Genomic DNA, 25,637 nt, shown 5'->3' with positions numbered 1-25,637 from the left:
CCCCCTCGAGTGATATAATGAAAACTATGTTTTCACCATTATATCAATGTTACGAATAAGTACAAAGTGAAAAGTAGATGATTTATTTTAAGAGCTATTTAAAATCTTGTATGCAGGAGAATGAGTATGTTTCGAGATAATCGTACGAATGAATTAGTTATATTAAAGGAAATTGCAGAAACATTAAATACATCAAATGATACATATCATGTATTGCAAGCTGTCCTCGAGAAATTGCTAAGTGTAACAGGTTTAACGACAGGATGGATTTTTCTTGCGGATGAAAATGGGAAGTATACGAAGTTAATTGATTATCAATTACCAGAGGCACTTACATATGAAAATAAACGCCCGATGTGCGAAGGTGAATGTTGGTGTTTACGAGGTTTTGTAGATGGAAAATTAGAGAGAGCCGTTAATATTATTGAATGTAAAAGAATTAATAATGCAATTGAATATAATTGGGGGGATACGGAGGGCATTCTTCATCATGCTACGGTTCCTTTAAAAGCTGGGGGAGAAAAATTTGGGGTGTTAAATGTTGCAAGTCCGGGTAAAACACATTTTTCAGAAGAAGAATTAGTATTACTCCAATCGGTTGCCTTCCAAATTGGTACGGCTTTAAAGCGAACAAAATTATATGAAAATGAAAAGAGAAGAGCACATTATTATGTGAAATTAGAGCGTTTCATTCAAGATTTAAAAATGATTCATAAGTTTAATGTACTACCTGAAAAGGTGGTAAATCACGTAGGTGAAGTATTTCAATGGAATCAAGTAGCGCTTTTTATTAGGGAGGAAAAAGAATTATCTCTGCGAGCGTCTTACGTTCAGGAAGAGTTACAAGAGGATGTAAAAGAGGCGGCCAAGAAGGCGTTAGAACAAGATGAACCAGTTCTAATAAAACATCAAATAGGACATAATGTACATCTAAATCGAGCTGTTATTGCTACACCAATACATATTCAAAACCATATATTTGGTGTTTTATGTGTTAGTTTGAATAATGGAGAGTTTGATGCTAATACAATAGATGTAATTCAAGCATTATCGAACCATGTTTCGTTAATAATAGAGAATTTGAGGTTAAACGAGCAGCGCCGTGAACTTGTACGAATGGAAGAAAGAAATCGGTTAGCAAGAGATTTACATGATTCTGTTTCGCAAAAATTATTTTCATTAACCTTCATGACAAAAGGCGCCGAGGCAGTTTTAAAAGGTAAAAATGAAAAGGTAGATCAATCTTTGCATGAGATGCGTGAACTTGCGCAAGGAGCTTTGAAAGAAATGAGGACATTAATTTGGCAGCTTCGTCCGGCAGGATTAGAAAAAGGATTATTGCCAGCTCTAAAGCAGTACGGTGAAAATTTGGGACTGAAAATTAGGGAGCAAGTTACGGGTGTTCGTGATTTACCTCGTGTAGTAGAAGAAGCTTTGTGGCGCATAGGCCAAGAAGCACTGAACAATGTAAGTAAGCATGCAGGTGTAAAAGAAGCGACGATTTATTTTACAGTGAATGAGAAAAATGTATCATTAGAAATAGTTGATCAAGGAAAGGGCTTTGTGGAAAAGAATATAAAAGAAAAGAAATCACTAGGTATGACTACGATGCGTGAAAGAGTAGAATTAGTTGGTGGAACAATTAAAATTGTAAGTAGTAATAAACGAACGAGCGTAAAAGTAAATGTACCATTATGATGTGAAAATGAGGGAAGTTTGTGAAAATAAAAGTATTGTTAGTTGATGATCATACAGTCGTTTTAAAAGGATTAGCATTTTTCTTAAGTACACAGGAAGATTTAGAGTTAGTTGGAGAAGCGAATAATGGGAAAGAAGCGTTAGTGAAAGTAGGAGAAACAAATCCCGATGTTATATTAATGGATTTATATATGCCTGAAATGGATGGTGTTGAGGCGACGGCATATATAAAAAAAGAGTATCCAAATGTGAAAGTAATTGTATTAACTAGCTTTTCTGATCAGGCGCATGTGTTACCTGCATTAAGGGCTGGAGCAAGTGGGTATATTTTAAAAGATGTAGAACCAGATCAGCTTGTTGAGGCTATTCGAAGCGCATATAAAGGTAATATTCAATTACATCCGGATATAGCAAATGCTCTTCTCTCTCAAACATTACCTGTAGAAGAAAAGGAAGAAGAATCTTCTATTCAAGTGGATGTGCTAACAGCGAGAGAAAATGAAGTATTGCAGCTATTAGCGAAAGGGATGAGCAATAAGGAAATTGCATCTGTTTTAGTTATTACAGAAAAGACGGTTAAGGCGCATGTAAGTAGTATTTTGAGTAAGTTGAATTTATCTGATCGTACGCAAGCGGCATTATATGCAGTTAAAAATGGAATTGTATAAGACGAAAGTCGTAAGACCAAGTTCGCCTTTAGAAGGTGGACTTTTTTTATGGAAAAATACGTCTATGTGAGGACGAAATTGTCTTTATATAAAGATAAAATATGTTTGTAAGCAACAAAACAACAATTACAAGGGATACCTTTTTTGAAAGCATATAACAACATAAGAGTGAGTACTAGGAGGAATAAATAATGGCAACAGTTTTATTCGTTAAAGCAAATAACCGTCCAGCGGAACAAGCAGTTAGTGTAAAATTATATGAGGCATTTTTAGCAAACTATAAAGAAGCAAACCCAAATGATACAGTAGTAGAACTTGATTTATATAAAGAAGAATTACCATACGTAGGCGTAGACATGATCAATGGTACATTCAAGGTAGGTAAAGGATTTGATTTAACAGAAGAAGAAGCAAAAGCAGTAGCAGTTGCTGATAAGTATTTAAATCAATTCCTAGAAGCTGATAAAGTTGTTTTCGGCTTCCCATTATGGAACTTAACGATTCCAGCAGTATTGCACACATATATTGATTATTTAAACCGTGCTGGTAAAACGTTCAAATATACGCCAGAGGGTCCAGTTGGCCTAATCGGAGATAAGAAGATTGCATTATTAAATGCACGAGGCGGCGTATATTCAGAAGGGCCAGCAGCTGAGGTAGAAATGGCTGTTAAATATGTAGCAAGTATGATGGGCTTCTTCGGCGCAACAAACATGGAAACAGTAGTTATTGAAGGGCATAACCAATTCCCAGATAAAGCAGAAGAAATCATCGCTGCAGGTCTTGAAGAAGCAGCTAAAGTAGCAAGTAAATTTTAATTAAAATTATACTCGTCACTCGAAAAAACAGCATTAACGTTTATATGTTAATGCTGTTTTTTTATATTTTTAGTTCATCAGCAAGCTTTTCTAATGTATTTCGATCTTGTATATAATATGTTCGGCCTTCTTTTCTTAAATAATTTTGTTGGCAAAACCGATTTAATACATATAAAAGATGACGGTAGCTGACATTTAAATATTCCGAGGCCTCAGTATGCTTTTCTATATAACAATTATTTTGTTCTGTTAATAAAATAAAAGCAGCTAATCGATTTTCAAAAGGATAACTATAGTTTTTTGCGTAATTTTCAGTGCGAGTAATTGTCTTTTCTCCAATAAATTTGCATAAGTGCTGTAAAAATGTTGCATCTTGTAATAAAAGTTGCTGACAATCTTTAAGAGGAAGTGCCAAACAAACACAATCTTCTAGTACTTCAACGGACTTAGTAATATTTTCTACTCCTATTAATCCTAATTCCCCGATAAAAGATGGTGCTTGAATAAAATTAATTAATGAAACCTTCCCGTTTTTATGACTCATATATATTTTTGCCTTCCCAGAAATTAAGTAATAGAGATAAGGGAGAGTATTTCCTTCGCTACATATCATCTCTTTCGTTTGAAAAGAATGTAGCTCTACATATGGCAAGACATGAAATGAAAATAGGGTATGGAATTGATGGATTTGCATGTATTGATAAATTTCTTCCTCATTTTTGCTGATTTTCATATTTTCACCTCTATTTATAGTATGAGATATCTCCTATTATCTTTACAAGAAGGAATGATACGATTTATGTAAATTTGTTTTTGTAGAAAAGAGAGTGTGATGAGTTTATGAAAAAATATAAAACATTGCTATTTGATGTAGATGATACATTATTAGATTTCCAAAAGGCTGAAAAAGTGGCTTTACGGGTGCTTTTTGAAGAGAAGGGAATCCCTTTAACAGACGAGATAGAGGCTCGTTATAAAAAGATAAATAAAGGTCTTTGGGATGCTTTTGAAAAAGGTGAACTATCACGCAATGAAGTTGTAAATACACGATTCTCTCTGTTGTTTAAAGAGTATGGAGAAGAAGTAAATGGAATATTATTCGAAAATAATTATCGTAACTACTTAGAAGAAGGAAATCAACTCATGCAAGGTGCATTTGAATTTATAAATCAAATTCAAGGGGAGTATGAATTGTATATAGTGACAAATGGTGTTTCTAAGACGCAAGATAAACGTTTGCGCAATGCAGGGTTACATTCATTATTTAAAGATGTCTTTGTTTCGGAAGATACAGGTTTTCAAAAACCGATGAAAGAGTATTTTGATTATGTTTTTGAACGGATTCCTAACTTTGCACCTGAAGAAGGGCTGATTATTGGGGATTCATTAAGCGCTGATATTAAAGGTGGATATGTAGCGGGAATTGATACTTGTTGGTTTAATCCAGAAAGGAAATTAAATGATAGTGGGATTATACCGACATATGAAGTGCATAATTTTGAGGAGTTAGAAGCGTTATTGAAGCAGCATGTGTAATAAAAAAATAGACAGTGGAGCTTTCGTCCCCACTGCCTATTTTTATTAATTTTTATTTTCGTTATGTTTTGGGAGTGGAAAGGCATTACCGATAGCAGCTGCACCAAGCATGGGCAATAGTAAATTAAGCGGGAAAAACATAAGTAATAGTAATGTTATAGCTATTGGCTTTCGTAACGCATAGCTTGAAATTGCTGTTGTTACGATGGCAACAGATGCTACTGGATCTATAGGAAGAATAGATGCTACAGCGTATCCGATACTTGACCCAGAAAATATAATTGGGAAGATATGTCCACCTCGCCACCCTGTGTTCAAACAAACGGCAGTAATGCACAACTTTAAAATCCCTGAAAGAAGTAGTATCCAAAAAGATAAATGGCTCCATTCAACAACTAATTCTTTTAATTGATGTTCCCCTGAAAATAATGTGTACGGAAGAAAGGTTCCCGCAATTCCTAATAAAATACCACCGATAATTCCGAGTGTCAGCTTGTATTCTCTAAAAGGGTGAATTAACTTTTCTAATGTGAATTCTAACTTGAAATAAAAGAAACCAACTATAGCACCGATACTAGCAAGTGGAAGAAATGCAATCCATTCATTGAAAGAAAGTGTACCTTCTCCGAAATCAACAATAAAGGATCCACGATTATCAAGTTTACTCAGTAGTAAATAAACAGAAAAACCTGCGAAAGTAGTAGCTAAGTATACAATCGCTTTTTTTCCTTTAGAAAAAGCAGCAATTTCTTCCCCCTCATTTTCATTTGGTGCTAAATAACCGAATAATGGTGCGTTAAAAATGACACTTAAAGTAGCGCCAATTCCGATCTCGGTTAGCTCATTCATACCCTTTAAGGCAAATTTAAAGCGATCCCCTACCCATGTGCACAGTCCGCCTATAATTCCAACTAGTGCGGCTTCTGGACCAAGACTAGCACCGAAAATTAAAACAATAATCGCTGTTAAAGTAGCCCGATGGACAAAGCGATATTCGATTCGACCAGTTTTTTTATATTCAGCCATTACTTCAGGCATAAGGCGTGGGTATGTACCGAAATGTTTTTGTGATAGACCAACAAGGACCCCGCCAATTATTGTTACGCAAAGGGTGTAATAAGAGGGAAAAGAGAGAACTTCAGGCAAGTATCCCCAAATAAAGTGGATTCCAATATTTATTGTGACTAAAAATAACCAGACTGTAGCTCCTACTATAGATCCTAGAAGAATGCCATATAGAGCAAGTATGTAATGCATATCTTTTTTATTTGTCATGTTATACCTCCGTTATGTAAATCTTAGTAGGGAAAAAAGTGAAATATACTAGTGAAAAATGGATTGAATATATATAGTATCTTTTTGAGAAGATGGCCTATTCAACATATAGGCTAACTTTTGGGGAATTTGAATTTATAGGTTAAATTACTTATTTAATTTTATAGACTGATTTGAGGTTTTTAAAGGTCTTTTTTGAAATAGACTAGAATATATTTCTTTTGTTGATTTATATGAAACTGTTAACATTTATTTTAGAACATTCAGAAAAACTGTTTGACATTAGGAAATTATTGCTATAAAATCAACGGTAATTGCATAGTCTTATCAAGAAAAGGTGGAGGGACAGGCCCGATGAAACCTTGGCAACAGCCGTATAACGGAATTGTGCCAAATCCTGCAGGTAGTAATCCTGAGAGATAAGAAAGAGCCTTTAGAGCGTGTTTTCAAACTGCTCCTTTCTTGTTTTCAGGAAAGGAGCAGTTTTTTATTTTGTATAAAAGAAAGGAGAATGAGAGATGGGAGAATCATGGGGAAAAGGAACAATTTGTGTGCAAGGTGGCTATACGCCAAAGAATGGTGAACCACGTGTTTTACCACTTTATCAAAGCACAACGTATAAATACGATACTTCGGATGATTTAGCAGCTCTATTTAACTTAGAGGCAGAAGGATATATTTATACACGTATTGGAAACCCTACTTTAGCAGCATTTGAGCAGAAGTTATCAGATTTAGAAGGCGGTGTAGGAGCTGTTGCAACGGCTTCTGGGCAAGCAGCTATTATGCTCGCAGTTTTAAATATTTGTAGTAGTGGGGATCATTTACTTTGCTCTTCAACTGTTTACGGGGGAACGTTTAATTTATTTGGGGTGAGTTTACGTAAGCTTGGCATTGATGTTACGTTCTTTAATCCAAATTTAACGGCAGATGAAATTACGGCACTTGCTAACGATAAGACGAAACTTATCTATGCAGAATCATTAGGAAATCCAGCGATGAATGTTTTAAATTTCAAAGAATTTTCAGCTGCCGCTAAAGAATTAGAGGTACCTTTTATCGTTGATAATACATTAGCAACTCCTTATTTATGCCAAGCGTTTGAATATGGGGCAAATATTATTGTTCATTCTACGACGAAGTATATCGATGGGCATGCGAGCTCTTTAGGCGGTATTGTAATTGACGGTGGAAACTTTGATTGGACAAATGGAAAATATCCTGAGCTTGTTGAACCAGATCCAAGTTATCACGGTGTAAGTTACGTTCAAAACTTTGGTGCAGCAGCATATATTGTGAAAGCACGTGTTCAACTATTAAGAGATTATGGAAATTGTATGAGCCCATTCAATGCATATATTAGCAATATTGGCTTAGAAACATTGCATTTACGAATGGAACGTCATAGTGAAAATGCTCTTGCAGTTGCTAAGTGGCTTGCTAATCATGAACGTATTGAATGGGTGAATTATCCAGGCTTAGATAGTAATGAAAATTACTCATTAGCACAACAGTACTTGAAAAAAGGTGCTAGTGGTGTTTTAACTTTCGGTATTAAAGGCGGATTAGAAGCAGCAAAAGAATTTATCGCAAATGTAAAACTAGCAACTCTTGTAACGCACGTAGCTGATGCACGAACTTGCGTTATACATCCTGCTAGTACGACGCATAGACAATTAAATGCTGAAGATCAGCGTTTAGCGGGTGTTACATCCGATTTAATTCGTTTATCGGTTGGTATAGAAGATGTTTCTGATATTATTGCAGATTTGGAAGCAGCTCTAGTTGGAGGCAAAACACATGCCAATCATAATTGATAAAGATTTACCGGCTCGCAAAGTGTTGCAAAAAGAAAATATTTTTGTAATGACGAAGGAGCGGGCAGAAACACAAGATATACGTGCTTTAAAAATTGCTATATTAAATTTAATGCCAACGAAGCAAGACACAGAGGCGCAATTACTTCGCTTAATTGGAAACACACCGTTACAATTAGATGTTCATTTGCTTCATATGGAATCACATCTATCGCGTAATGTAACGCAAGAACATTTAACAAGCTTTTATAAAACGTTTCGTGATATTGAAAATGAAAAGTTTGATGGGCTCATTATTACAGGAGCGCCAGTGGAGACCCTTGCTTTTGAAGAGGTAGATTATTGGGAAGAGCTTAAACATATTATGGAGTATTCAAAAACGAATGTAACATCTACGCTCCATATTTGCTGGGGGGCACAGGCTGGCTTGTACTATCATTATGGTGTTCCAAAGTATCCCCTTAAGGAAAAAATGTTTGGTGTATTTGAACATGAAGTTTGCGAGCAACATGTGAAATTATTACAAGGATTTGATGAATTGTTTTTTGCTCCGCATTCTCGTCATACAGAAGTACGAGAGAATGATATTAGAGAAGTGAAAGAATTAACATTGTTAGCAAACTCTGAAGAAGCAGGTGTTCACCTTGTTATTGGGCCAGAAGGAAGGCAAGTGTTTGCCCTTGGACATAGCGAATATAGTTGTGAGACGTTAAAACAAGAATACGAACGAGATCGTGACAAGGGATTAAATATTGATGTGCCAAAAAACTATTTTAAACATAATAATCCAGATGAAAAGCCGCTTGTTAGGTGGAGGAGTCATGGTAATTTATTGTTTTCTAATTGGTTGAATTATTACGTGTATCAAGAAACCCCTTATATATTGTAAAGAAAGATTGTGTAACACGTGGTAACGTTTTCCTTGTAAAGATTAACCTTTATTTTTCCGAATGTTCAAAATACATTGTTTTTCAGATTTTTTACTCATATAATTTCATCTAAACACAATTTTTGAGGGGTGGACAGTACTATGAAAGAAATTCAAGTTGGGTTATTAGGTCTTGGGACAGTTGGCAGTGGTGTGGTTCGTATTATTACGGATCATCAAGAACGACTCATACACCAAGTAGGCTGTCCAGTGAAGGTAACGAAAGTATTAGTGCAAAACATTGAGAAAGAGAGAGAGGTAGAGGTACCTTCTACTCTATTAACACAAGATGCAAATGAAATTTTAGATAATCCAAATATTGATGTTGTCATTGAAGTGATGGGTGGCATTGATGATGCAAAATCATATATTTTACAAGCTTTAAAAAGCGGAAAGCATGTTGTAACTGCAAATAAAGACTTAATGGCATTACATGGAGCTGAATTATTAGCGACAGCAAAAGATAATAAGGCTGATTTATTCTATGAGGCGAGTGTGGCAGGGGGAATTCCAATTTTACGCAGTATCGTAGAAGGACTTTCTTCAGATCTTATTACGAAAGTAATGGGAATTGTAAATGGAACAACAAATTTTATTTTGACGAAAATGTCAGACGAAGGGAGAGCATATAACGACGTGTTAAAAGAAGCCCAACAACTTGGATTTGCAGAAGCAGATCCAACATCAGATGTAGAAGGTTTAGATGCAGCAAGAAAAATGACGATTTTAGCTACCCTCGGTTTCTCTACAAATGTAGAGCTTGGAGATGTGAAAGTAAAAGGGATTACCTCTATTACAGAGGAAGATATTGAATACAGTAAGAGCTTAGGTTATACAATTAAATTAATCGGTCTTGCAAAACGAGATGGTGAAAAATTGGAGGTTACAGTTGAACCAACTTTACTTCCAAATACACATCCTCTTGCGGCAGTACAAAATGAATATAACGCTGTGTATGTGTACGGTGAAGCAGTTGGAGAAACGATGTTTTATGGACCAGGCGCAGGAAGTTTACCGACAGCGACAGCTGTTGTTTCGGATTTAGTTGCTGTAATGCAAAATATTAGATTAGGGGTAACAGGAAATAGTGCTGTAGTCCCACAATATCAAAAAGTATTAAAAGAGCCAGACGAAATTGTCGTGAAAAAGTTTTTAAGACTGCATGTAAAAGACGAAATTGGTGTATTTGCAAAAATTACTTCATTGTTCTCTGAGCGCGGAGTTAGCTTTGAGAAAATTATTCAAATGCCGCTTGAAGAGAAAGGAAAGGCTGAAATTGTAATTGTAACGCATCGTGCGTCTCTTGCTGATTATGATTATATTCTACATACGTTGCAAGGGTATGAAGAAATAGATTGTTTGAAAGCGAACTATCGAATTGAAGGGGATGCTAAGTAGTATCTCTTACCATAAAACAGAAAGAGCCTATTAAGCAGCTTGCTTAATAGGCTCTTTTCTATTTAAAATCTGCGTACCAACTTGAATAAATGCTTGGATAATCCAGCCTGTTGTAAAGGATAAGATGATTGTTCCAAAATAGATAGGTCCATCTAATAAAAAGCTTAACGTTAAAAATAAAAAGGCTAATGAAATCTCTGTTCTTCTAAACGTCCATTTTTTCTTCTCGGCAACCGTTAAAACGAAAGCTTCTTGAGGCGCTGCACAAAGGTTTGTAGAGACGTAAAGACCAATTCCAGCTCCAACGAATAGATTTCCGCAAATAAGTGTTATATATTTTGGAAGAGAGCGGATAGCGTCCATAATAGTTGTAATGGAACCAATCCAATCAACAAAAAGAGAAATAAGAACCATCGTTACAATTGTACCGATTGTAATTTGTTTTCTATTCCAAAAGAGTACGATAAGTGTAAAGGCAAAGTTAATCATGAAAATCCAAAAACCAATACTTATCCCAAAATTTTGATATAGTGCAATAAAGAAGGAATCATAAGGGCTAAGTCCAAAGGAAGTAATTATCGTCATCATATTAATACCGATGGCAAGAATGAGTAAACCGCCAATGAAAAATATATATTCTAATTTGAATCGAAGCATAGTTGTATATCCTTTCTAAATGTATTTGCTAGGAAAGGATATATTGTGGAAAGCTTACCAGGTCAAGGAAGAATTTTTGTGAGAAGGGGAAAATGAGATGACAAATATAAGAAAGATTGCTGAACTTGCTGGAGTATCTGTTTCAACTGTTTCACGTGTACTAAATAATCATCCGTACGTAAATGAACAGAAACGAAAAGAAATTTTAGCGATTATAGAAGAATTAAATTACACGCAAAACGTGAATGCAATTCATTTAGTGAAAGGAAAAACGAATGTAATTGGCGTTTTATTGCCACACGTAAATGATCAATATTATAGCGCTATTATCGAGGGGATATCAAAAGAGACAGCAAAGAATAATTATAATATGATGCTTTGCCAGACGAATTATAGTGAAGAAAGAGAACTAGAAATTTTGAATATGTTAAAAATGAAAAAGCTTGATGGGGTTATTATTTGTTCTCGGACAAATAGTAAGGAGAAGCTTGAAGAATATACGAAATTCGGTCCGATTGTTATGTGTGAAGAAATAGATTCGAAGTATATTTCAAGTGTCCATATCGATTACTACAAAGTATTTTCACGTGGGATGAAAAGCTTAATAGATGCCGGTCATACGCGTATTGGATATTGTATTGGAAGAAGTAATAGCGTTAATAGCCAAAGACGAAAGAAGGCGTACGAAGATTCGCTTCAACAGAGTATCGTAACACCGTTAGAGACCTGGAAATTTGAGGGGTGTTTTACAGTGGAAGATGGACGCAATGTAATTAGAGAATGGGCTCATATGTCAGTAAAACCGACGGCGTTCCTTGTATCTTGTAACCATATTGCAGCGGGGATGGTTACAGAAGCAAAAAAACAAGGAGTTCGTATTCCAGAGGATATTACGATTATCGGGTGTGATGATCAAGAGGTGGCAGATATATTGGGTATAACGACGATTTCGCATTCTAGTAAAAACGTTGGAGTGAAAGCGTTTGAATTATTATATGAAAAGATTAATGAAGAGAAATTAGATGTGAAGCATATAGAGTTATTACCAGAGTTAGTAGATAGAGAAACGACATAATTGAGAAGGTGTGAAAATCGCTTTTCAAAATTTCGTTTGGTATAATTATGGACAATCTATGAGGGCTAAAAGGGGTTTTGATATGAGATCAAAAGTAGTAAAAGTAATTCTACTCATTACAATTGCATCTTTCTGTTTATTTGCATATGGCTTTGTTTCAGGTGTAAATGATGTATTAAATCCGAAAGCTTCAAATTTAATTAAAAAGACCGATGTAGTGGCAAAAGAGAAAAAGAAAATGGGAACGTTACAAATCGTTAGTTTAGGTGATTCATTAACGCGTGGCGTTGGTGATAAAGAAGGAATTGGCTATGTTGGGCGAATGAAAGAGGATTTACAAAAAGATTATAAGCAAAAAATTGCATTAACAAATTTAGCAGTTAGTGGTGCAAAAATGCCCGATTTATTAAAACAAATTGAAAGTAATGGCGCTCAATATTCAATTAAGCAAGCAGATGTAATTGTGTTAACGATTGGTGGAAATGATTTGTTCCCAGGCTGGGAATCACTTGGGAAAATAGATTTAGAGACGTATCGTCCTGACACAGAGACGTTTCAAAATGAAGCAAAGAAAATTATAGAAGAAATTCGTAAATTAAATACAGATAGTCCGATTTTTTGGCTTGGTTTATACAATCCTTTTGAAGATGTAGAAGATTTAAAAGGGTCTTCAAACATTGTTGTGGACTGGAATGCATCTTTAGAGAAATTAGCGCTAAACGATAAAAATGTGTATATTACACCGACATTTGATTTATTCCAAAACCGCGGGAAAGATTTATTATACTCTGATCATTTTCATCCGAACGAAGTAGGTTATACGTATATGGCAGAACGTTTAGTTCAAAATGTTGTAAGTAAATTAAAACTAGAACAAGGAGGGGTAAAATGACGACGATACTTTCCGTACGAGACTTGAAGAAGGTAATTGGAAAGAAGACTCTTGTAGAGAATATTTCCTTTGATGTAAAGCAAGGAGAAGTGTTCGGGTTCTTAGGACCAAATGGTGCTGGAAAGACGACTACCATTCGAATGTTAGTCGGATTGATTAAGGCGACAGAAGGTACGATTTCTATCGGTGGTTATTCGATTAAGGAAAATTTCAGAGAAGCGATGCGTCAAATTGGGAGTATCGTTGAAAACCCAGAGTTGTATACATATTTAACGGGATGGGAAAATTTAAAGCAATTTGCTCGTATGTTAGGTGATATATCAGATGAACGTATTATTGAAATTGCTGAAATGGTTCATTTAGATGAAAGAATTCATGACAAGGTAAAAACGTACTCACTTGGTATGAAACAACGCCTTGGAATTGCACAGGCGCTCCTTGGGAATCCGAAATTGCTCATATTAGATGAGCCAACGAATGGTTTAGATCCAGCAGGGATTAGAGAACTTAGGGAATTTATACATAAGCTTGTGAAAGAAGAAAATATGAGCGTGTTTATTTCAAGTCACTTGCTAAGTGAAGTGCAAATGATATGCGATCGCGTTGCTATTATTCATAAAGGAAAGATGATAACAGTTGCCAAGGTTGAAGAATTAATTAAAACAGCAAGTGATCGTGTAGAATGGATTGTTACACCGATTTCTAAGGCGAAAGATATGCTAGAAGCGGCCGAAGAAGTAAGGGAAGTGAGTGTAGAAGGCGATCGATTACTATGCCGCATGGATATTGCATCTATAAGTAGTTGGAATAAACACTTTGTCGCAAATGAAATAGATGTACATAGCGTTAAGGAGCTTGTATTTACGCTAGAAGATTTATTTATTGAACTCACAAGGGGTGAGCAGCATGCGTGAATTTGCGAATCTAGTTTTAAATGAATCAGAAAAGATTTACCGCAAGAAACGTATTTTTGTTGTCATGCTTATTTTAGCAATCTTGATCCCGCTTTTTGTGTATGCGCAGTATCGTGAAATAGAAACGACACAAAAAAGACTCGGTACAACTGATTGGAAGGTTTCATTGCAACAGCAAATTGTTGATTCTCAGAACCGGTTGAACAATTCTAGGTTGCCAGAAGAATGGCGTGATTGGTTAAAGGTAAGAGTTGAGCAACAACAATATTATTTAGATCATAATATTAATCCGATGGCACCGGGTGCACCGACTTTTGTCAGAGCATTTATTGAACAAGGAATTACATTATTTATTCCGCTTCTCGTAATGATTGTCGCCATTGATATCGTTTCAGGAGAACGAAGTGATGGGACGATGAAGATGTTACTTACGCGGCCGATTCGGCGCTGGAAAATACTCCTTAGTAAATACGTGACGATGTTATTTTTCATTTCGCTCATACTGTTTCTTGTAGGTTTGTTTGCTTACATATTATCAGGGCTTGTATTTGGGTACTCGGGATGGAATTTACCTGTTTTAACAGGATTCGTCATTGATAAGGAAACGTTAAATACGAACTTTGTACATCTTATTCCGCAGTGGCAATACATCTTAATGGCGTATGGACTAGCCTGGTTTGTTGCTATCGTTGTCGGAACTATATCATTTATGGTCTCTGTTTTAATTCGTAATACACCAGCTGGTATGGGCGTTATGCTAGCTGCATTAATTGCAGGCGGTATTTTAAGCTCGTTCGCAACATCTTGGGAAGGCGCCAAATATATTTTTAGTGTGAATTTATCATTAACGGATTATTTATCAGGAAAATTACCTGCATTACAAGGTTTATCGATGGGATTTTCTTTGATGAATTTAACTGTTTGGGCAGTTGTTTCTCTTGTTATTTCGTTCGTAGTATTTACAAGACAGGATATGGTGAATTAATTAGACAGGAAGTGACAGTATGGAAAATGTTTTAAAGAATGATTGGGAGCCACTATTGGCACCAGAATTCGAGAAAGAGTATTATCTTACTCTATCCAGTTTTTTGACAGAAGAATACAGCACGCATGTTGTTTATCCGAAGGTAGAAGATATTTTTAACGCTCTTCAGTATACAAGTTATGAAAATACAAAGGTTGTCATTTTAGGGCAAGATCCATATCATGGACCGAATCAAGCGCATGGTTTAAGCTTTTCTGTGCAACCTGGTGTTAAAACACCACCGTCATTGTTAAATATGTATAAAGAACTTCGAGATGAATATGGTTATGAAATCCCGAATAACGGTTATTTAGTAAAATGGGCGGAACAAGGAGTATTATTACTAAATACCGTATTAACAGTTCGTCAAGGCGAAGCAAATTCTCATAAGGGAAAAGGATGGGAGCACTTCACAGATCGTGTAATTGAACTGTTGAACGAACGTGAAAAGCCAGTTATTTTCATATTGTGGGGGCGCCATGCGCAGGCGAAGAAGAAATTAATTACGAATCCGAATCATCATATTATCGAATCTGTACATCCAAGCCCATTATCGGCAAGACGTGGTTTCTTTGGTAGTAAGCCATATTCTAAAATAAATACAATTTTAGCTAATATGGGCGAAAGAGAAATTGATTGGGAAATTCCAAATTTATAAATAGAAAAGGTAGTTAACAGTTGTTAACTACCTTTTTATTATCATTGTTGCTCGTTCTTTAATTTTGCATCTAGTACAAAAGTACCAAATGGGATAACTGATGAAACGAATGCTCCAAGTGCCCATAAAATTGATTTACGGTGTACGATTGTTACTTGAATTACTGCAAAGATGAATAGAATAAATAGAACACCATGAGCCATGCCTGTAATTTTAACAGCTGTTGCAAATCCTGCGAAATATTTCAATGGCATTGCTACAAATAATAGTAATAGGAAAGAAATACCCTCAACTAGTCCAATTGCTCTTAATCGTCCGATTGGTGTAGATAACATAAAGTAGCCTCCTTTAACGTATGCTTGTATATAGTAAATTTGTATTCTTTTTCAAAATAAAATAGTCTATTTTGTTTCATTATATACAAAAAGAAAGTTTACACTACGAGAATAGTGCAAAGTTCAAAATATAGTCACAAAAGCATGAGAATTTAAATAAAAACCTATTTGAAGTATTTGACTTCAAATAGGTTTTGTGAATGAAAATATTAAACAAGTACATCCGTTTTTAAAACGAATTTCTCTACAACTTTTGCAACACCATCGTTCATATTTGTATCTGTTACGTAGTTCGCAATTTCTTTAATATCATCAGGTGCATTGCCCATTGCAACGCCAAGACCAGCAAATTCAATCATTGCTTGGTCGTTATAGCTATCGCCCATTGCGATAACTTCTTCACGCTTAATGCCAAGCTTTTGAATCAGTTTGTTTAAGCTCGTTCCTTTTGTAACACCGGCTTCTGTAAATTCTAAGAAGAATGGTTTCGAACGCATCACGCTTAATTGGCCTTCTAGTTGTTGTTGAAGTTTCTTTTCAACTTCAACAAGGCGTTCAGCTTCTTTATTCATTAATACTTTTACTACAGGCTCTTTAACTGCGGCTTTAAAGTCATCTACTACAACAATTGGCATACCAGTAATATCGCCCTCAATTTCAGTATAAGGATTATTTTCTTCCGTTACGATATCATCGCCCATATAAGTATGAATCCATACATCTTCAGTTTTACTAATTTCAAATAGGTTGTGAACGATTTCAGGAGATAGTGTACTACTAAAGATGTCTTCGTTTGTTTTACAGTTAATAATTTTTGCGCCATTAAAAGATAGAATGAAACTGCCGTATTCTTCTAAGCGAAGTTCTTTGGCTACATTGCGCATACCAAACGTTGGACGTCCAGAAGCAAGTACAACCTTTACCCCTTGCTCTTGTGCAGTCATTAACGCTTCTTTCGTACGAGGTGAAATAGTATGGTCATCACGTAATAAAGTATCATCTAAATCTAAAACAATCATTTTATAAGTCATATAGAAAATTCCTTTCTTTAATTGAAATCAAAATACATGTTCATGAAGATGTTGAGGAATAATAGTAAGACATCAAATCTCTTTGAAAAGAAGTAGATAAATTATTATGAGTTGTTGCTCATAATATTGGTTAATAATCATTGGGGAAGAATAAAACCCCAATGATTAAAGTTTGATTTTATCGTAACAACTCTAAAGGTAGAGTGCAATAATGGAAGTTTTCCAATTTACGATATTTGTTTTGCAGCGGAACGAGAAAATAGTATTTCTAGCAAGATTGCCATTACAGATCCAAGAACGAGACCATTACTTAAAAACGATGCTAGAAATGGTGGAAGTGTGGAATATGCTCCTGCTGGAACAAACATAACTCCGACTCCTGTAAAGATTGAAAGACCGGCTACTTTAAATAATCGTTCTTTATCCTGGACAGTTTCGTATTCTCGAAAGGCGAGACCAATCATGCCTTGCGAATACAGGATAAATAGCGGCATAACCAACTGCAACAGGGATTGCTGCAAAGAATGAAGTAATCTTTGGAAATATACTAACGACAATAATAAAGCTTGACCCTAATATAAACGGGAGACGTTTATAAATATTAGTCGTTGCAATAAAACCTGCTGATCCAGAAATAGCGACAGGCCCAATAGCTGAAAATAGGCCGCCTAGCAATTGGTTGATTCCTGTTATAATGCCAGCTTGTTTAAAACGATCTGATGCAGCGTTTTCTTCATATTTAGAGACAACCTTTTGTACAACGCGAATACTTGCTAACATATTTGTTAGAAGTAAGAGTGTAACGAAAATGACCGTAATTACCATGTTCCATTCAACACGAGGCATTCCGAAAACAAATAAGGATGGAAAACGGATTATGTCTGTCACTGGTGTTATTGGATTAGATAATCCGAAACATGCGAATAATATCCAGCCGCATACGATACTGAAAAGAACGGAATATTGTCCAATAATAGGTAGCTTCATGATGAAAAAGGATAGTAAAATAACAATGAGTGAAAGAATAAATACGTTAGGTTGTACTTCTGTATGTTTTCCATCAAGGCCAAACATTCCCTTTAAGAAGGAGCCACTAAGCTGCGCGACAAGAAGAAATAAATACGTTCCAATGACTGTCGGTGTAAAATAGCGAACAAGTTTATCAATAAGTCCAAAAACGCTAAGAATAATACAAATAATACCGCTTAATAAGAAAGCATATTGAAGAACTTTAAGTGTCTCATTGCTTGATCCAAATAATACGACGCCTAAACTTGCGTAAAGGGAGAAAATTCCCCACCAAAGGCCAGCAGGACCTTCTTGAATAGGAAGTTTATGCCCAAATATAGCTTGCAAGAGACCAGCAAAGCCTAGAACAAATAACGTTCTTTGTACGAATGCGATAGCTTCAGCGCCATTAAGACCATAACTAGTTGCGACACTAATTGGTACAATAAGGCTTCCAGCTAAAATAAATAGTGCCCATTGTAAGGCGGAAAGAAATGTCTTCATTATATCAACCTCTTTCATAGATTCCGTATCTAGTATATACGTATTTTATTTCCACTGGCAAAGATTGTAGATAGAGAAAAGAGTTGAAACACGGTATGAATGCACGTAAGCAATTATGGATAGCAGTTATATGTATGACTTTTGTTGTAATTCTAGGAACGATAGGATTTATGACGATTGAAGAGATTAGTTTGTTTCAAGCATTTTGGATGACAATGATTACTGTATTGACTGTTGGATACGGAGATGCTGTTCCTGTAACGCAAGCGGGGAAAGTATTTGCGCTTCTTATTATTCCTGTTGGCGTAGGTATTGTTACGTATGCAATTGGGGTAGTGGCCGCTATGATTATTGAAGGGAATTTATTTCATGCAGTACGGAGGAAGAAGATGGATAAACAAATAGCGCAGTTGAAAAATCATATTATAGTATGTGGTTGCGGTAGAGTGGGGCTTCAAGTTGTACATGAATTGCAAGAAAAGAATATTCCATTTGTCGTTGTTGATAAAGATGAAAGTATATTGGAGCAGGAAAAGCTTTTATTTGTACATGGAGATGCAACGGAAGATCAAGTATTACATAATGCCGGAATTTTAAAAGCAGCTGGTTTAGTTGCTATTGTTGCAAATGATGCCGAAAATGTATTTATTACATTAACAGCAAGAGGGTTAAACGATACGATTAAAATTGTGGCGAGATCTGAAAAGCCAGAAACTGAAGAGAAATTAAGGCGTGCCGGTGCAAATAAGGTTATTAATCCATCTAGTATGGCGGGTATTCATATCGCAAAAGGTATTGCAAATCCATTAACCGTTCATTATATTGATACAGTGTTGTATGGAATAGAACAGTCATTTGTCATTGAAGAAATTCTAGTTGGAAAAGATTCAATATTAGTTGGTAAATCGTTACTAGAGAGTAATGTAAGGAATCAGTTTGATGTAACAATATTAGCGATTTCAAGAAATGGGGATATTATACATAATCCAGCAGGGCAGGAAAAATTGAAAGAACGTGATATGATAATAGTATTTGGTTCAGTAGAGAAATTGGGGCAATTCGAGAAAGAATTACAAAGTACGAGGTGAGAAGGAATGCAAATATCTAGCGACAAGATTTTAAATAAAATGGCGAATGAAATTGCGAAGGCAAAAAGTAGTGAAGGACAAAAGTCAAAAGAACATTTATTAGTTGTGCGTGCTTTATGTGACTTATTATTAGATGAACAAGTTGAAACATCTATATATAGAGAACCGCAAATTCCATCGCAAGTAATTGGATCACAACCAGTAACAACTATGCAACCAATTGCACCTGTTTCTGGGGAGCCAGTATATATAAAAGAAAGTGATGCAAACGGTAATTCTTTATTTGATTTTTAGAAGATAAATCGTTTGGCTTATATGAAAAAATTGCTTATGATAAAGGTAAAAAAGGGGAATTAAGATGAAAATTTTCTTTTTACTAGGTTGTATTGCAGCGGGGCTATCTGTTGCGTTAGGGGCCTTTGGAGCACACGGTTTAGAAAATAAAATTTCTGCGAAAATGTTAGAAGTTTGGAAAACAGGCGTTACATATCAGATGTTTCATGCAGGTGGATTATTCGTAGTTGCTTTATTGATGGATAAGGTTCAATCATCACTTTTAACTACTGCTGGTTGGCTAATGGTAGCTGGGATTATTATGTTCTCAGGTAGTTTGTATGCATTAAGTACGACAGGCATTAAGTTCTTTGGCCCAATTACACCTCTTGGTGGTGTAGCGTTTGTTGTGGCGTGGATTCTAGTAGGGACTGCAGTTGTAAAAGGATTATAAAAAACAAAAGCTGGCATTTGCCAGCTTTTTTTATGGTCTTGGAGTATAAGTTGCTTGTTGACTAGGTAAATACGTAATTTCTTCTGGAAATTCTACGTAATCTAAGTAGATCATTAATAGTAAATAGCGTTTTCCTGATTGCGGTTCACTAATAACGATATGGTCACGGCCAGCTGCTTCAATAATACCTGTATAAGATTGTGTACCAAGGGAACTGCCACGTTCATAAGTCATTACAACTGTAGCTTGCTTACCTTTGTTTAAACGAAGGATATTTTCAATATAGGATTGCTCTAGAGGTAACATGCCTTGAGAAATTGCATATTGAGCTTGCGCAGCTTGAGCTGTTTGTTGTTGCATCGCTTGCTGCTGTTGTTGAGTCATTTGTTGCGGTTGTACATAAGTTCCAGATGGTTGATAAAAACCTGTTCCATAGTACGGATTTTGTTGCTGTGCCATTCAAAAATCCCTCCTCATTTTCATCTCTTAATATACGCTAGGGCAGTCTTCGCCAGATGGTTGGAAGAAGCAGTGCTTTTTGAAGCGACCAGAGTTTTGTTGGTTATACCAAGTTGGCGGACAAGGACCTTCAGGTCTAAAGAACCATAAGGCAAAGTTAGCGGGCCAAAAACGTTGTCCTTGAATAGTTCGCCTTGCTAAAGCGATATCTTGTTCCCTGGCTCTTTGATAAAAATACCCTTTTTGTGTTGCCTCAAAACCACCAGGATTTTGATAAACCATTTGACGTAAATTACGTATTTTTCTAAAATCTAAACAATTTCCGCGGACACGATTTACTCCAACGTTTCCGACCATTAACATTCCTTGTTGCCCTTCTCCTTCGGCTTCAGCACGCATCAGTCTAGCCAACAACTTTACATCTTCTTCGTTATAAGCAATAACGCCCATTATGTGTCACCTCTCTTTTTGTAATACCTTTTGGAAAGAGGTTTATCCCGCATTAACGGGCAGTAAGACTCCTGCCCTAAAATTTGGTTGAAGTAAAGAAATTAGATGGGAGATCAAACTGCCCGTAAACGCCCGATTGGTTCAACTAATAATCAGCGGGGGATTCCCCCACTGATTAAAGTTTCACTTTATCTCTAGATGAAGTGTGTAACAATTACTAGTTCATACGTATGAGAAAAAGGACTCAGATATGACAACCAAACGAAGTTTTACATTGAGAGTGGAAAATAAAAAAAGCTAGCGTGAGCCAGCTTTTTTATTAAAAAATTTTAGACCATAAGTTTGAGAAGAAATCACCAATAGAGCGCATTGTTAACACAAACCAATTTGCTTTTTCAACTTCCTCTGTCGTTTTTGCAGTAACTTTCATACTTTTACTACCGTCTAAGAAACCATATTTATCAGTTGATTCTAAAGTAATTGAGCCTACTTTGGTATCTTTCTTAATAGGGGCAACTAAATGTCCATCTTCAGAAAGAGATTTATCTAATTCAGTTCCAATTTTATAAGGCTCTTTGCTACCTTTTTTCGCAATTACTGTTATTTCTTTTTCGGGTGCAACAGTTACTTGGTCTTCTTTCCCTTTTACTACAGAGATTGTATTGTTTTTATTAACTTTTAGTTTTTGTTTTTCAAAGTTATTAAATCCATATTCGATTAATTCACGAGATTCCGTGAAACGTTCATCCATTGATTTTGTTTTAATAATAACCGAGATAAGACGTACATCACCACGTTTAGCAGTAATGGTAAATCCGTATCCAGCTGTATCAGAACTTCCGGTTTTTAAACCATCAGTACCTTCATAAGCGAAAGCAGCTCCTGGTAACATCCAATTCCAGTTTTCCATACGAATTGGTTTTGGGTGATTGTCTGGGAAGTTTCTAAATCTTTGTTTTGTATCCTCTAGCATTTCTGGATACTTTGTAATCATTGCTTTTGAAAGCATACCCATATCACGAGCTGACATAGAGTTTTCTGCATTTGGATCAGTACCCTCAGGATGTTTTCCTTTTAAGTCAGCGTTATTTAAGCCAGTAGCGTTTACAAATTTATATTTCTTTAATCCTAGCTTTTTAGCATGTTCATTTGCAAGATTTAAGAAGTTTTTCTCACTTCCTGCAAGAAGTTCTGCTAAAGCAATACTAGATCCATTTGCAGAGAATATAACAATAGAATGATATAATTCTTTTACAGTATATTGACGTCCTTTTTCGAACGGTACATTAGAGAATTCATTATTACGAGAGACTTCATAAGCGTAATCAGAAATATTTACTTTCGTATCCCATGTGATTTTTCCTTCTTTAATTGCTTCTAAAACAGCGTAAACAACAATTAATTTTGACATACTAGCAATAGCTAGCAATTCATCTGGATTTTGCTCGTGAAGTATTTTTCCTGTATCTGCATCAAATAAAAGTGCAGCCGCCGCCTCAATATGTATTTTTTCTTCCGCATGGGATGTTGTTACTCCTAAGGAAGAAATTGACAATACAAGCAATAGTAAAATAGACAAGATTTTTTTCATATAGATTATCACCTTCGCATCGTTATTTAGCATATAGCTCGTATCATTTTAGCATATCTTTACATATAAAAAGGTTACAATTTTACAAGAAATTTGAAAAAATGTTGGTTTTTCTTCAAAAGTGTAGAAAAAAGGAGATTTTTGAGGATAAATATAGAGAAGAATAAAAAAAGGAACGAATTTCGTTCCTTTTCACCATTTATATGTGTAAAAATTTCTCTACTTTTTCGTCTGGTAAAATGTTTCCAACGAAGAATGTTCCAAATTCACCATAACGAGCACTTACTTCATCGAAGCGCATTTCGTATATAAGTTTCTTAAATTGAAGAACATCGTCAGCGAATAATGTTACGCCCCATTCGAAATCGTCGAATCCAACAGATCCTGAAATCACTTGGCGTACTTTACCTGCGTATTGACGACCAATTTTACTATGGCTGTACATCATTTTTTTACGTTCTTCCATAGGAAGCATGTACCAGTTGTCATCACCTTGGCGACGCTTATCCATTGGATAGAAGCAAATATGATTTGCTTTCGGTAATTCAGGATATAAACGAGCTAAAATTTGCGGGTTTTGGTATGGATCCTCATCAGCTGGAAGGTAGTTGCTTAATTCAACAACAGATACGTAAGAATATGCAGGAACCATATATTCAGCTAAAGTTGTTTTATTCAATTCTGTCTCAATTTCATTTAACTCTTCCATTGTTGGACGTAAAATCATAAGCATAATATCAGCTTTTTGGCCAACAACTGTATACATTGCGTGACTACCTTTTTTCGCAGTAGCTACTTCGTTCCATTTTTCAACGACATTTAAAAATTCAGACACTGCTTGTCCGCGTTCGTCGCTAGATAATGTTTTCCATGCAGCCCAATCAATAGAACGTAAATCATGTAAACAATACCAGCCATCTAACGTTGTTGTTGCTTCACTCATTCTATTCACCTCAGTTAATGATAGTTTTACACGTTAACTATAGCATATATAGTTTTAAAATCATCTATATAAAACCTTGGCGCATAAAATTGTCACATTTAAGTGTTTGAGCAAGGTGAATTTAACGGCTGAATTTTATGAAAATATAATCATTTTTATTTTATCTATTTTTTGGGAGCTATAAGTTTAAAATATAGAAGAAAAGCAGTATTCTTAAAGATAGAGTTTTTTTAACATATGTAGGAGGGTTTATTCGTGAGCAACTTATTTACAACAGTAAAAGAAAAAGTTCAAGGAAAAGGCATTTCTATCGTACTTCCTGAAGGAACTGATGAAAGAATTTTAGGCGCTGCAGAGCGTTTAGCAAAAGAAGAGTTAGTAAAACCAATCTTAGTTGGTAATAAGGAAGAAATTAGCGCAAAAGCTGCTAGCATGAATTTAACATTAGCAGGCGTTGATATTTACGACCCAGCTACATACGAAGAAATGGATGCAATGGTAGCATCTTTCGTTGAACGCCGTAAAGGTAAAGCAACTGAAGAAGACGCTCGCAAAATCCTTAAAGACGAAAACTACTTCGGTACAATGCTTGTATACATGGGCAAAGCACACGGTTTAGTAAGTGGTGCAGCTCACTCTACAGCTGATACAGTTCGTCCAGCACTTCAAATTATTAAAACAAAACCAGGCGTTACAAAAACTTCTGGCGTATTCATCATGGTACGTGAAGAAGAGAAATATGTATTCGCTGATTGCGCAATTAACATTGCACCAAACAGCCAAGATTTAGCTGAAATCGGTATCGAAAGTGCGAAAACTGCTGAGTTATTCGGCATTGATCCACGCGTTGCTATGTTAAGCTTCTCTACAAAAGGTTCTGCGAAATCTCCAGAAACAGAAAAAGTTGTAGAAGCAACTCGCATTGCAAAAGAAATGGCTCCTGAGTTAACTTTAGATGGAGAATTCCAATTCGATGCTGCATTCGTACCATCTGTAGCTGAGAAAAAAGCTCCAGGTTCTACAATTAAAGGTGATGCTAACGTATTCGTATTCCCAAGCTTAGAAGCTGGTAATATTGGCTACAAAATCGCTCAACGTTTAGGTAACTTCGAAGCAGTAGGACCAATCTTACAAGGCTTAAACATGCCTGTAAATGATCTGTCTCGTGGATGTAACGAAGAAGAAGTGTACAAGTTAGCTTTAATTACAGCAGCTCAAGCACTTTAATTCTATAATGAATTGAAATAAAGACCGTCGCTATAATAGCGACGGTCTTTATTTTTCTAAGCCAAGTGCTTTATTATTACGATCAATAATACGTTGTAAATTCGTCTCATATAAAGGAATCTCATCTATTGTTAATTGAGATGGTGTTAACTTTGGAGCGAATTGCTGCAATGTTTTTAAAAGACGCATCATTAAATCTTGTACTGTAATGGTTTCGCCAAGTAATTCTGAGAGTGAGGCCATCGTACTTGGTACAATTTCAGGGTACGTAAAGCGTGTTTCTTCTCCTTGAATTGCTAGGTTGTAGAAATCACGAACGAGTGCGGCACGCTCAGAGCCACTTCCGGTAGCACAGAGATAAATTTGGACAGCGACCCCCCCGCGAATACGACGTTGTGAAATACCAGCGAATTTTTGATCGCGAATACTTAAGTCATAACTACCAGGACAGTAAGAGCCAACAATTTCTTTTGCCTCGATAGTAACGTCGTAATCCTTTAACATCTCCTTAATCAAATGCCACATTGTATCGTATCCAAGATCAATATCGATACCTTTTTCTGTTTCTTGGAATAAAAGTGATACGTTTAAAACACCTTCATCAAGCACGACTGCAAGCCCGCCAGAATTACGAACAATAACATTGAAGTTGTGTTGTTTTAAAAAAGAAATACCTTCTTCTAAATGCGGAAGGCGTGAATCTTGAATGCCAAGGACAATTGTATTGTGATGAACCCAAGAACGCATTGTTGCGGCTGACTTGCCATTTCCAATGCTTGTGCATAATGTGTCATCCATTGCGAATGACTGAAGTGCATGGAATGTTGGTCCCAAACTAGACTGATCTACAATGCGCCACTCTGGCTGAGATAAAATGGAACGGGAATTGCTCATATAACTAACCCCTTATCTTTAA

Annotated in this window: 26 protein-coding genes, 1 pseudogene and 1 riboswitch; of the genes and pseudogenes, 16 read left to right on the top strand and 11 right to left on the bottom strand. The window is 35.8% G+C overall.

Annotated elements, in window-relative coordinates; translation table 11 throughout:
* Positions 1-126: 126 nt before the first annotated feature.
* From BC_RS26990 to BC_RS26980, 3 genes are all read left to right on the top strand, one after another.
* Positions 127-1,698, top strand: a complete 1,572-nt coding sequence (locus BC_RS26990; RefSeq protein WP_000488138.1) for a GAF domain-containing sensor histidine kinase — start codon at positions 127-129, stop codon at positions 1,696-1,698.
* Positions 1,699-1,718: 20 nt separating this feature from the next.
* Positions 1,719-2,366, top strand: coding sequence for a response regulator (locus BC_RS26985; RefSeq protein ID WP_000695801.1), 648 nt, complete (start codon positions 1,719-1,721; stop codon positions 2,364-2,366).
* Positions 2,367-2,557: 191 nt separating this feature from the next.
* Positions 2,558-3,184, top strand: a complete 627-nt coding sequence (locus tag BC_RS26980; RefSeq protein ID WP_000246741.1) for an FMN-dependent NADH-azoreductase — start codon at positions 2,558-2,560, stop codon at positions 3,182-3,184.
* 61 nt (positions 3,185-3,245) lie between these two features.
* Here BC_RS26980 and BC_RS26975 read toward each other — a convergent pair whose 3' ends face one another.
* Positions 3,246-3,917: a transcriptional regulator YeiL gene (locus BC_RS26975; protein WP_000703313.1), complete on the bottom strand. Its 672-nt coding sequence runs from the start codon at positions 3,915-3,917 to the stop codon at positions 3,246-3,248.
* A 107-nt stretch (positions 3,918-4,024) separates the two neighbouring features.
* On the opposite strand from BC_RS26975, the gene BC_RS26970 reads away from it, so the two are divergent.
* Positions 4,025-4,720 (top strand): YjjG family noncanonical pyrimidine nucleotidase, encoded by a 696-nt coding sequence (locus BC_RS26970; protein ID WP_000760196.1) that lies wholly within the window; start codon positions 4,025-4,027, stop codon positions 4,718-4,720.
* Positions 4,721-4,765: 45 nt separating this feature from the next.
* Here the strand turns inward: BC_RS26970 and BC_RS26965 are convergent, their stop codons facing one another.
* Positions 4,766-5,995 carry a chloride channel protein gene (locus tag BC_RS26965; protein ID WP_000182456.1) on the bottom strand — a complete coding sequence of 410 codons (1,230 nt, stop codon included), beginning with the start codon at positions 5,993-5,995 and terminating at the stop codon, positions 4,766-4,768.
* 321 nt (positions 5,996-6,316) lie between these two features.
* A riboswitch (SAM riboswitch) is annotated at positions 6,317-6,421 on the top strand.
* 92 nt (positions 6,422-6,513) lie between these two features.
* On the opposite strand from BC_RS26965, the gene BC_RS26955 reads away from it, so the two are divergent.
* From BC_RS26955 to BC_RS26945, 3 genes are all read left to right on the top strand, one after another.
* Positions 6,514-7,812, top strand: coding sequence for a bifunctional O-acetylhomoserine aminocarboxypropyltransferase/cysteine synthase (locus BC_RS26955; RefSeq protein ID WP_000504788.1), 1,299 nt, complete (start codon positions 6,514-6,516; stop codon positions 7,810-7,812).
* On the top strand, positions 7,796-8,701 hold the full coding sequence (metA, locus tag BC_RS26950) for a homoserine O-acetyltransferase MetA (protein ID WP_001121536.1): 906 nt from the start codon (positions 7,796-7,798) through the stop codon (positions 8,699-8,701). The genes BC_RS26955 and metA overlap by 17 nt, the downstream gene beginning before the upstream one ends.
* A 141-nt stretch (positions 8,702-8,842) precedes the next feature.
* Positions 8,843-10,138, top strand: a complete 1,296-nt coding sequence (locus tag BC_RS26945; protein ID WP_000659109.1) for a homoserine dehydrogenase — start codon at positions 8,843-8,845, stop codon at positions 10,136-10,138.
* A 30-nt stretch (positions 10,139-10,168) separates the two neighbouring features.
* On the opposite strand, the gene BC_RS26940 is transcribed toward BC_RS26945, so the two are convergent.
* Complete coding sequence (locus tag BC_RS26940; protein ID WP_000943403.1) at positions 10,169-10,795, bottom strand: YczE/YyaS/YitT family protein; 627 nt, start codon at positions 10,793-10,795, stop codon at positions 10,169-10,171.
* Positions 10,796-10,892: 97 nt separating this feature from the next.
* Between BC_RS26940 and BC_RS26935 the strand changes: the two genes are divergently transcribed.
* Genes BC_RS26935 through BC_RS26915 form a run of 5 tightly spaced genes read left to right on the top strand, consistent with a single transcriptional unit; the run spans position 10,893 to position 15,358 of the window.
* On the top strand, positions 10,893-11,870 hold the full coding sequence (locus BC_RS26935; protein ID WP_000181976.1) for a LacI family DNA-binding transcriptional regulator: 978 nt from the start codon (positions 10,893-10,895) through the stop codon (positions 11,868-11,870).
* Between the two features lie 10 nt (positions 11,871-11,880).
* Positions 11,881-12,762 carry an SGNH/GDSL hydrolase family protein gene (locus BC_RS26930; RefSeq protein WP_002180592.1) on the top strand — a complete coding sequence of 294 codons (882 nt, stop codon included), beginning with the start codon at positions 11,881-11,883 and terminating at the stop codon, positions 12,760-12,762.
* Entirely contained in the window at positions 12,759-13,676 is a 918-nt protein-coding gene (locus BC_RS26925; RefSeq protein WP_000207717.1) for an ABC transporter ATP-binding protein, read from the top strand. Before BC_RS26930 ends, BC_RS26925 begins: the two co-directional genes overlap by 4 nt.
* Positions 13,669-14,661, top strand: coding sequence for an ABC transporter permease subunit (locus BC_RS26920; protein WP_001206500.1), 993 nt, complete (start codon positions 13,669-13,671; stop codon positions 14,659-14,661). Before BC_RS26925 ends, BC_RS26920 begins: the two co-directional genes overlap by 8 nt.
* Positions 14,662-14,680: 19 nt before the next feature.
* Positions 14,681-15,358, top strand: a complete 678-nt coding sequence (locus tag BC_RS26915) for a uracil-DNA glycosylase (protein ID WP_000432519.1) — start codon at positions 14,681-14,683, stop codon at positions 15,356-15,358.
* 41 nt (positions 15,359-15,399) lie between these two features.
* On the opposite strand, the gene BC_RS26910 is transcribed toward BC_RS26915, so the two are convergent.
* The 3 genes and pseudogenes from BC_RS26910 to BC_RS26900 form a co-directional block, all read right to left on the bottom strand.
* Entirely contained in the window at positions 15,400-15,693 is a 294-nt protein-coding gene (locus BC_RS26910; protein ID WP_000953396.1) for a DUF3817 domain-containing protein, read from the bottom strand.
* 209 nt (positions 15,694-15,902) lie between these two features.
* A complete protein-coding gene (locus tag BC_RS26905; RefSeq protein WP_000221373.1) occupies positions 15,903-16,724 on the bottom strand; it encodes a Cof-type HAD-IIB family hydrolase in 822 nt (273 codons plus the stop codon).
* A gap of 227 nt (positions 16,725-16,951) precedes the next feature.
* A pseudogene (locus BC_RS26900) lies at positions 16,952-18,236 on the bottom strand (purine/pyrimidine permease).
* 95 nt (positions 18,237-18,331) lie between these two features.
* Here BC_RS26900 and BC_RS26895 point away from each other — a divergent pair.
* The 3 genes from BC_RS26895 to BC_RS26885 all read left to right on the top strand — a co-directional run bounded on the left by BC_RS26895 (position 18,332) and on the right by BC_RS26885 (position 20,051).
* Entirely contained in the window at positions 18,332-19,324 is a 993-nt protein-coding gene (locus BC_RS26895) for a potassium channel family protein (protein WP_000993980.1), read from the top strand.
* A 6-nt stretch (positions 19,325-19,330) separates the two neighbouring features.
* Positions 19,331-19,618, top strand: a complete 288-nt coding sequence (locus tag BC_RS26890; protein WP_001167347.1) for a YwdI family protein — start codon at positions 19,331-19,333, stop codon at positions 19,616-19,618.
* 64 nt (positions 19,619-19,682) lie between these two features.
* Complete coding sequence (locus tag BC_RS26885) at positions 19,683-20,051, top strand: DUF423 domain-containing protein (RefSeq protein WP_000688316.1); 369 nt, start codon at positions 19,683-19,685, stop codon at positions 20,049-20,051.
* A gap of 30 nt (positions 20,052-20,081) precedes the next feature.
* Here the strand turns inward: BC_RS26885 and gerQ are convergent, their stop codons facing one another.
* The 4 genes from gerQ to hemQ all read right to left on the bottom strand — a co-directional run bounded on the left by gerQ (position 20,082) and on the right by hemQ (position 23,494).
* Positions 20,082-20,510, bottom strand: coding sequence for a spore coat protein GerQ (gerQ, locus tag BC_RS26880; RefSeq protein WP_000068652.1), 429 nt, complete (start codon positions 20,508-20,510; stop codon positions 20,082-20,084).
* A 27-nt stretch (positions 20,511-20,537) separates the two neighbouring features.
* On the bottom strand, positions 20,538-20,960 hold the full coding sequence (cwlJ, locus tag BC_RS26875; RefSeq protein ID WP_000538169.1) for a cell wall hydrolase CwlJ: 423 nt from the start codon (positions 20,958-20,960) through the stop codon (positions 20,538-20,540).
* Between the two features lie 319 nt (positions 20,961-21,279).
* Entirely contained in the window at positions 21,280-22,551 is a 1,272-nt protein-coding gene (locus BC_RS26870) for a serine hydrolase (RefSeq protein ID WP_000722869.1), read from the bottom strand.
* A gap of 199 nt (positions 22,552-22,750) precedes the next feature.
* Entirely contained in the window at positions 22,751-23,494 is a 744-nt protein-coding gene (gene hemQ, locus BC_RS26865; protein WP_001287595.1) for a hydrogen peroxide-dependent heme synthase, read from the bottom strand.
* A gap of 255 nt (positions 23,495-23,749) precedes the next feature.
* On the opposite strand from hemQ, the gene pta reads away from it, so the two are divergent.
* Positions 23,750-24,721 carry a phosphate acetyltransferase gene (gene pta, locus BC_RS26860; RefSeq protein ID WP_000067215.1) on the top strand — a complete coding sequence of 324 codons (972 nt, stop codon included), beginning with the start codon at positions 23,750-23,752 and terminating at the stop codon, positions 24,719-24,721.
* Between the two features lie 48 nt (positions 24,722-24,769).
* Here pta and BC_RS26855 read toward each other — a convergent pair whose 3' ends face one another.
* Positions 24,770-25,615 carry a lipoate--protein ligase family protein gene (locus tag BC_RS26855; protein WP_000071943.1) on the bottom strand — a complete coding sequence of 282 codons (846 nt, stop codon included), beginning with the start codon at positions 25,613-25,615 and terminating at the stop codon, positions 24,770-24,772.
* Between the last annotated feature and the right edge of the window lie 22 nt (positions 25,616-25,637).

The sequence above is a fragment of the Bacillus cereus ATCC 14579 genome (assembly GCF_000007825.1).
GTDB classification, from domain to species: domain Bacteria; phylum Bacillota; class Bacilli; order Bacillales; family Bacillaceae_G; genus Bacillus_A; species Bacillus_A cereus.
The sequence above is the reverse complement of the archived record's forward strand: the minus strand, read 5'-3'. Positions and strand labels throughout refer to the sequence as shown.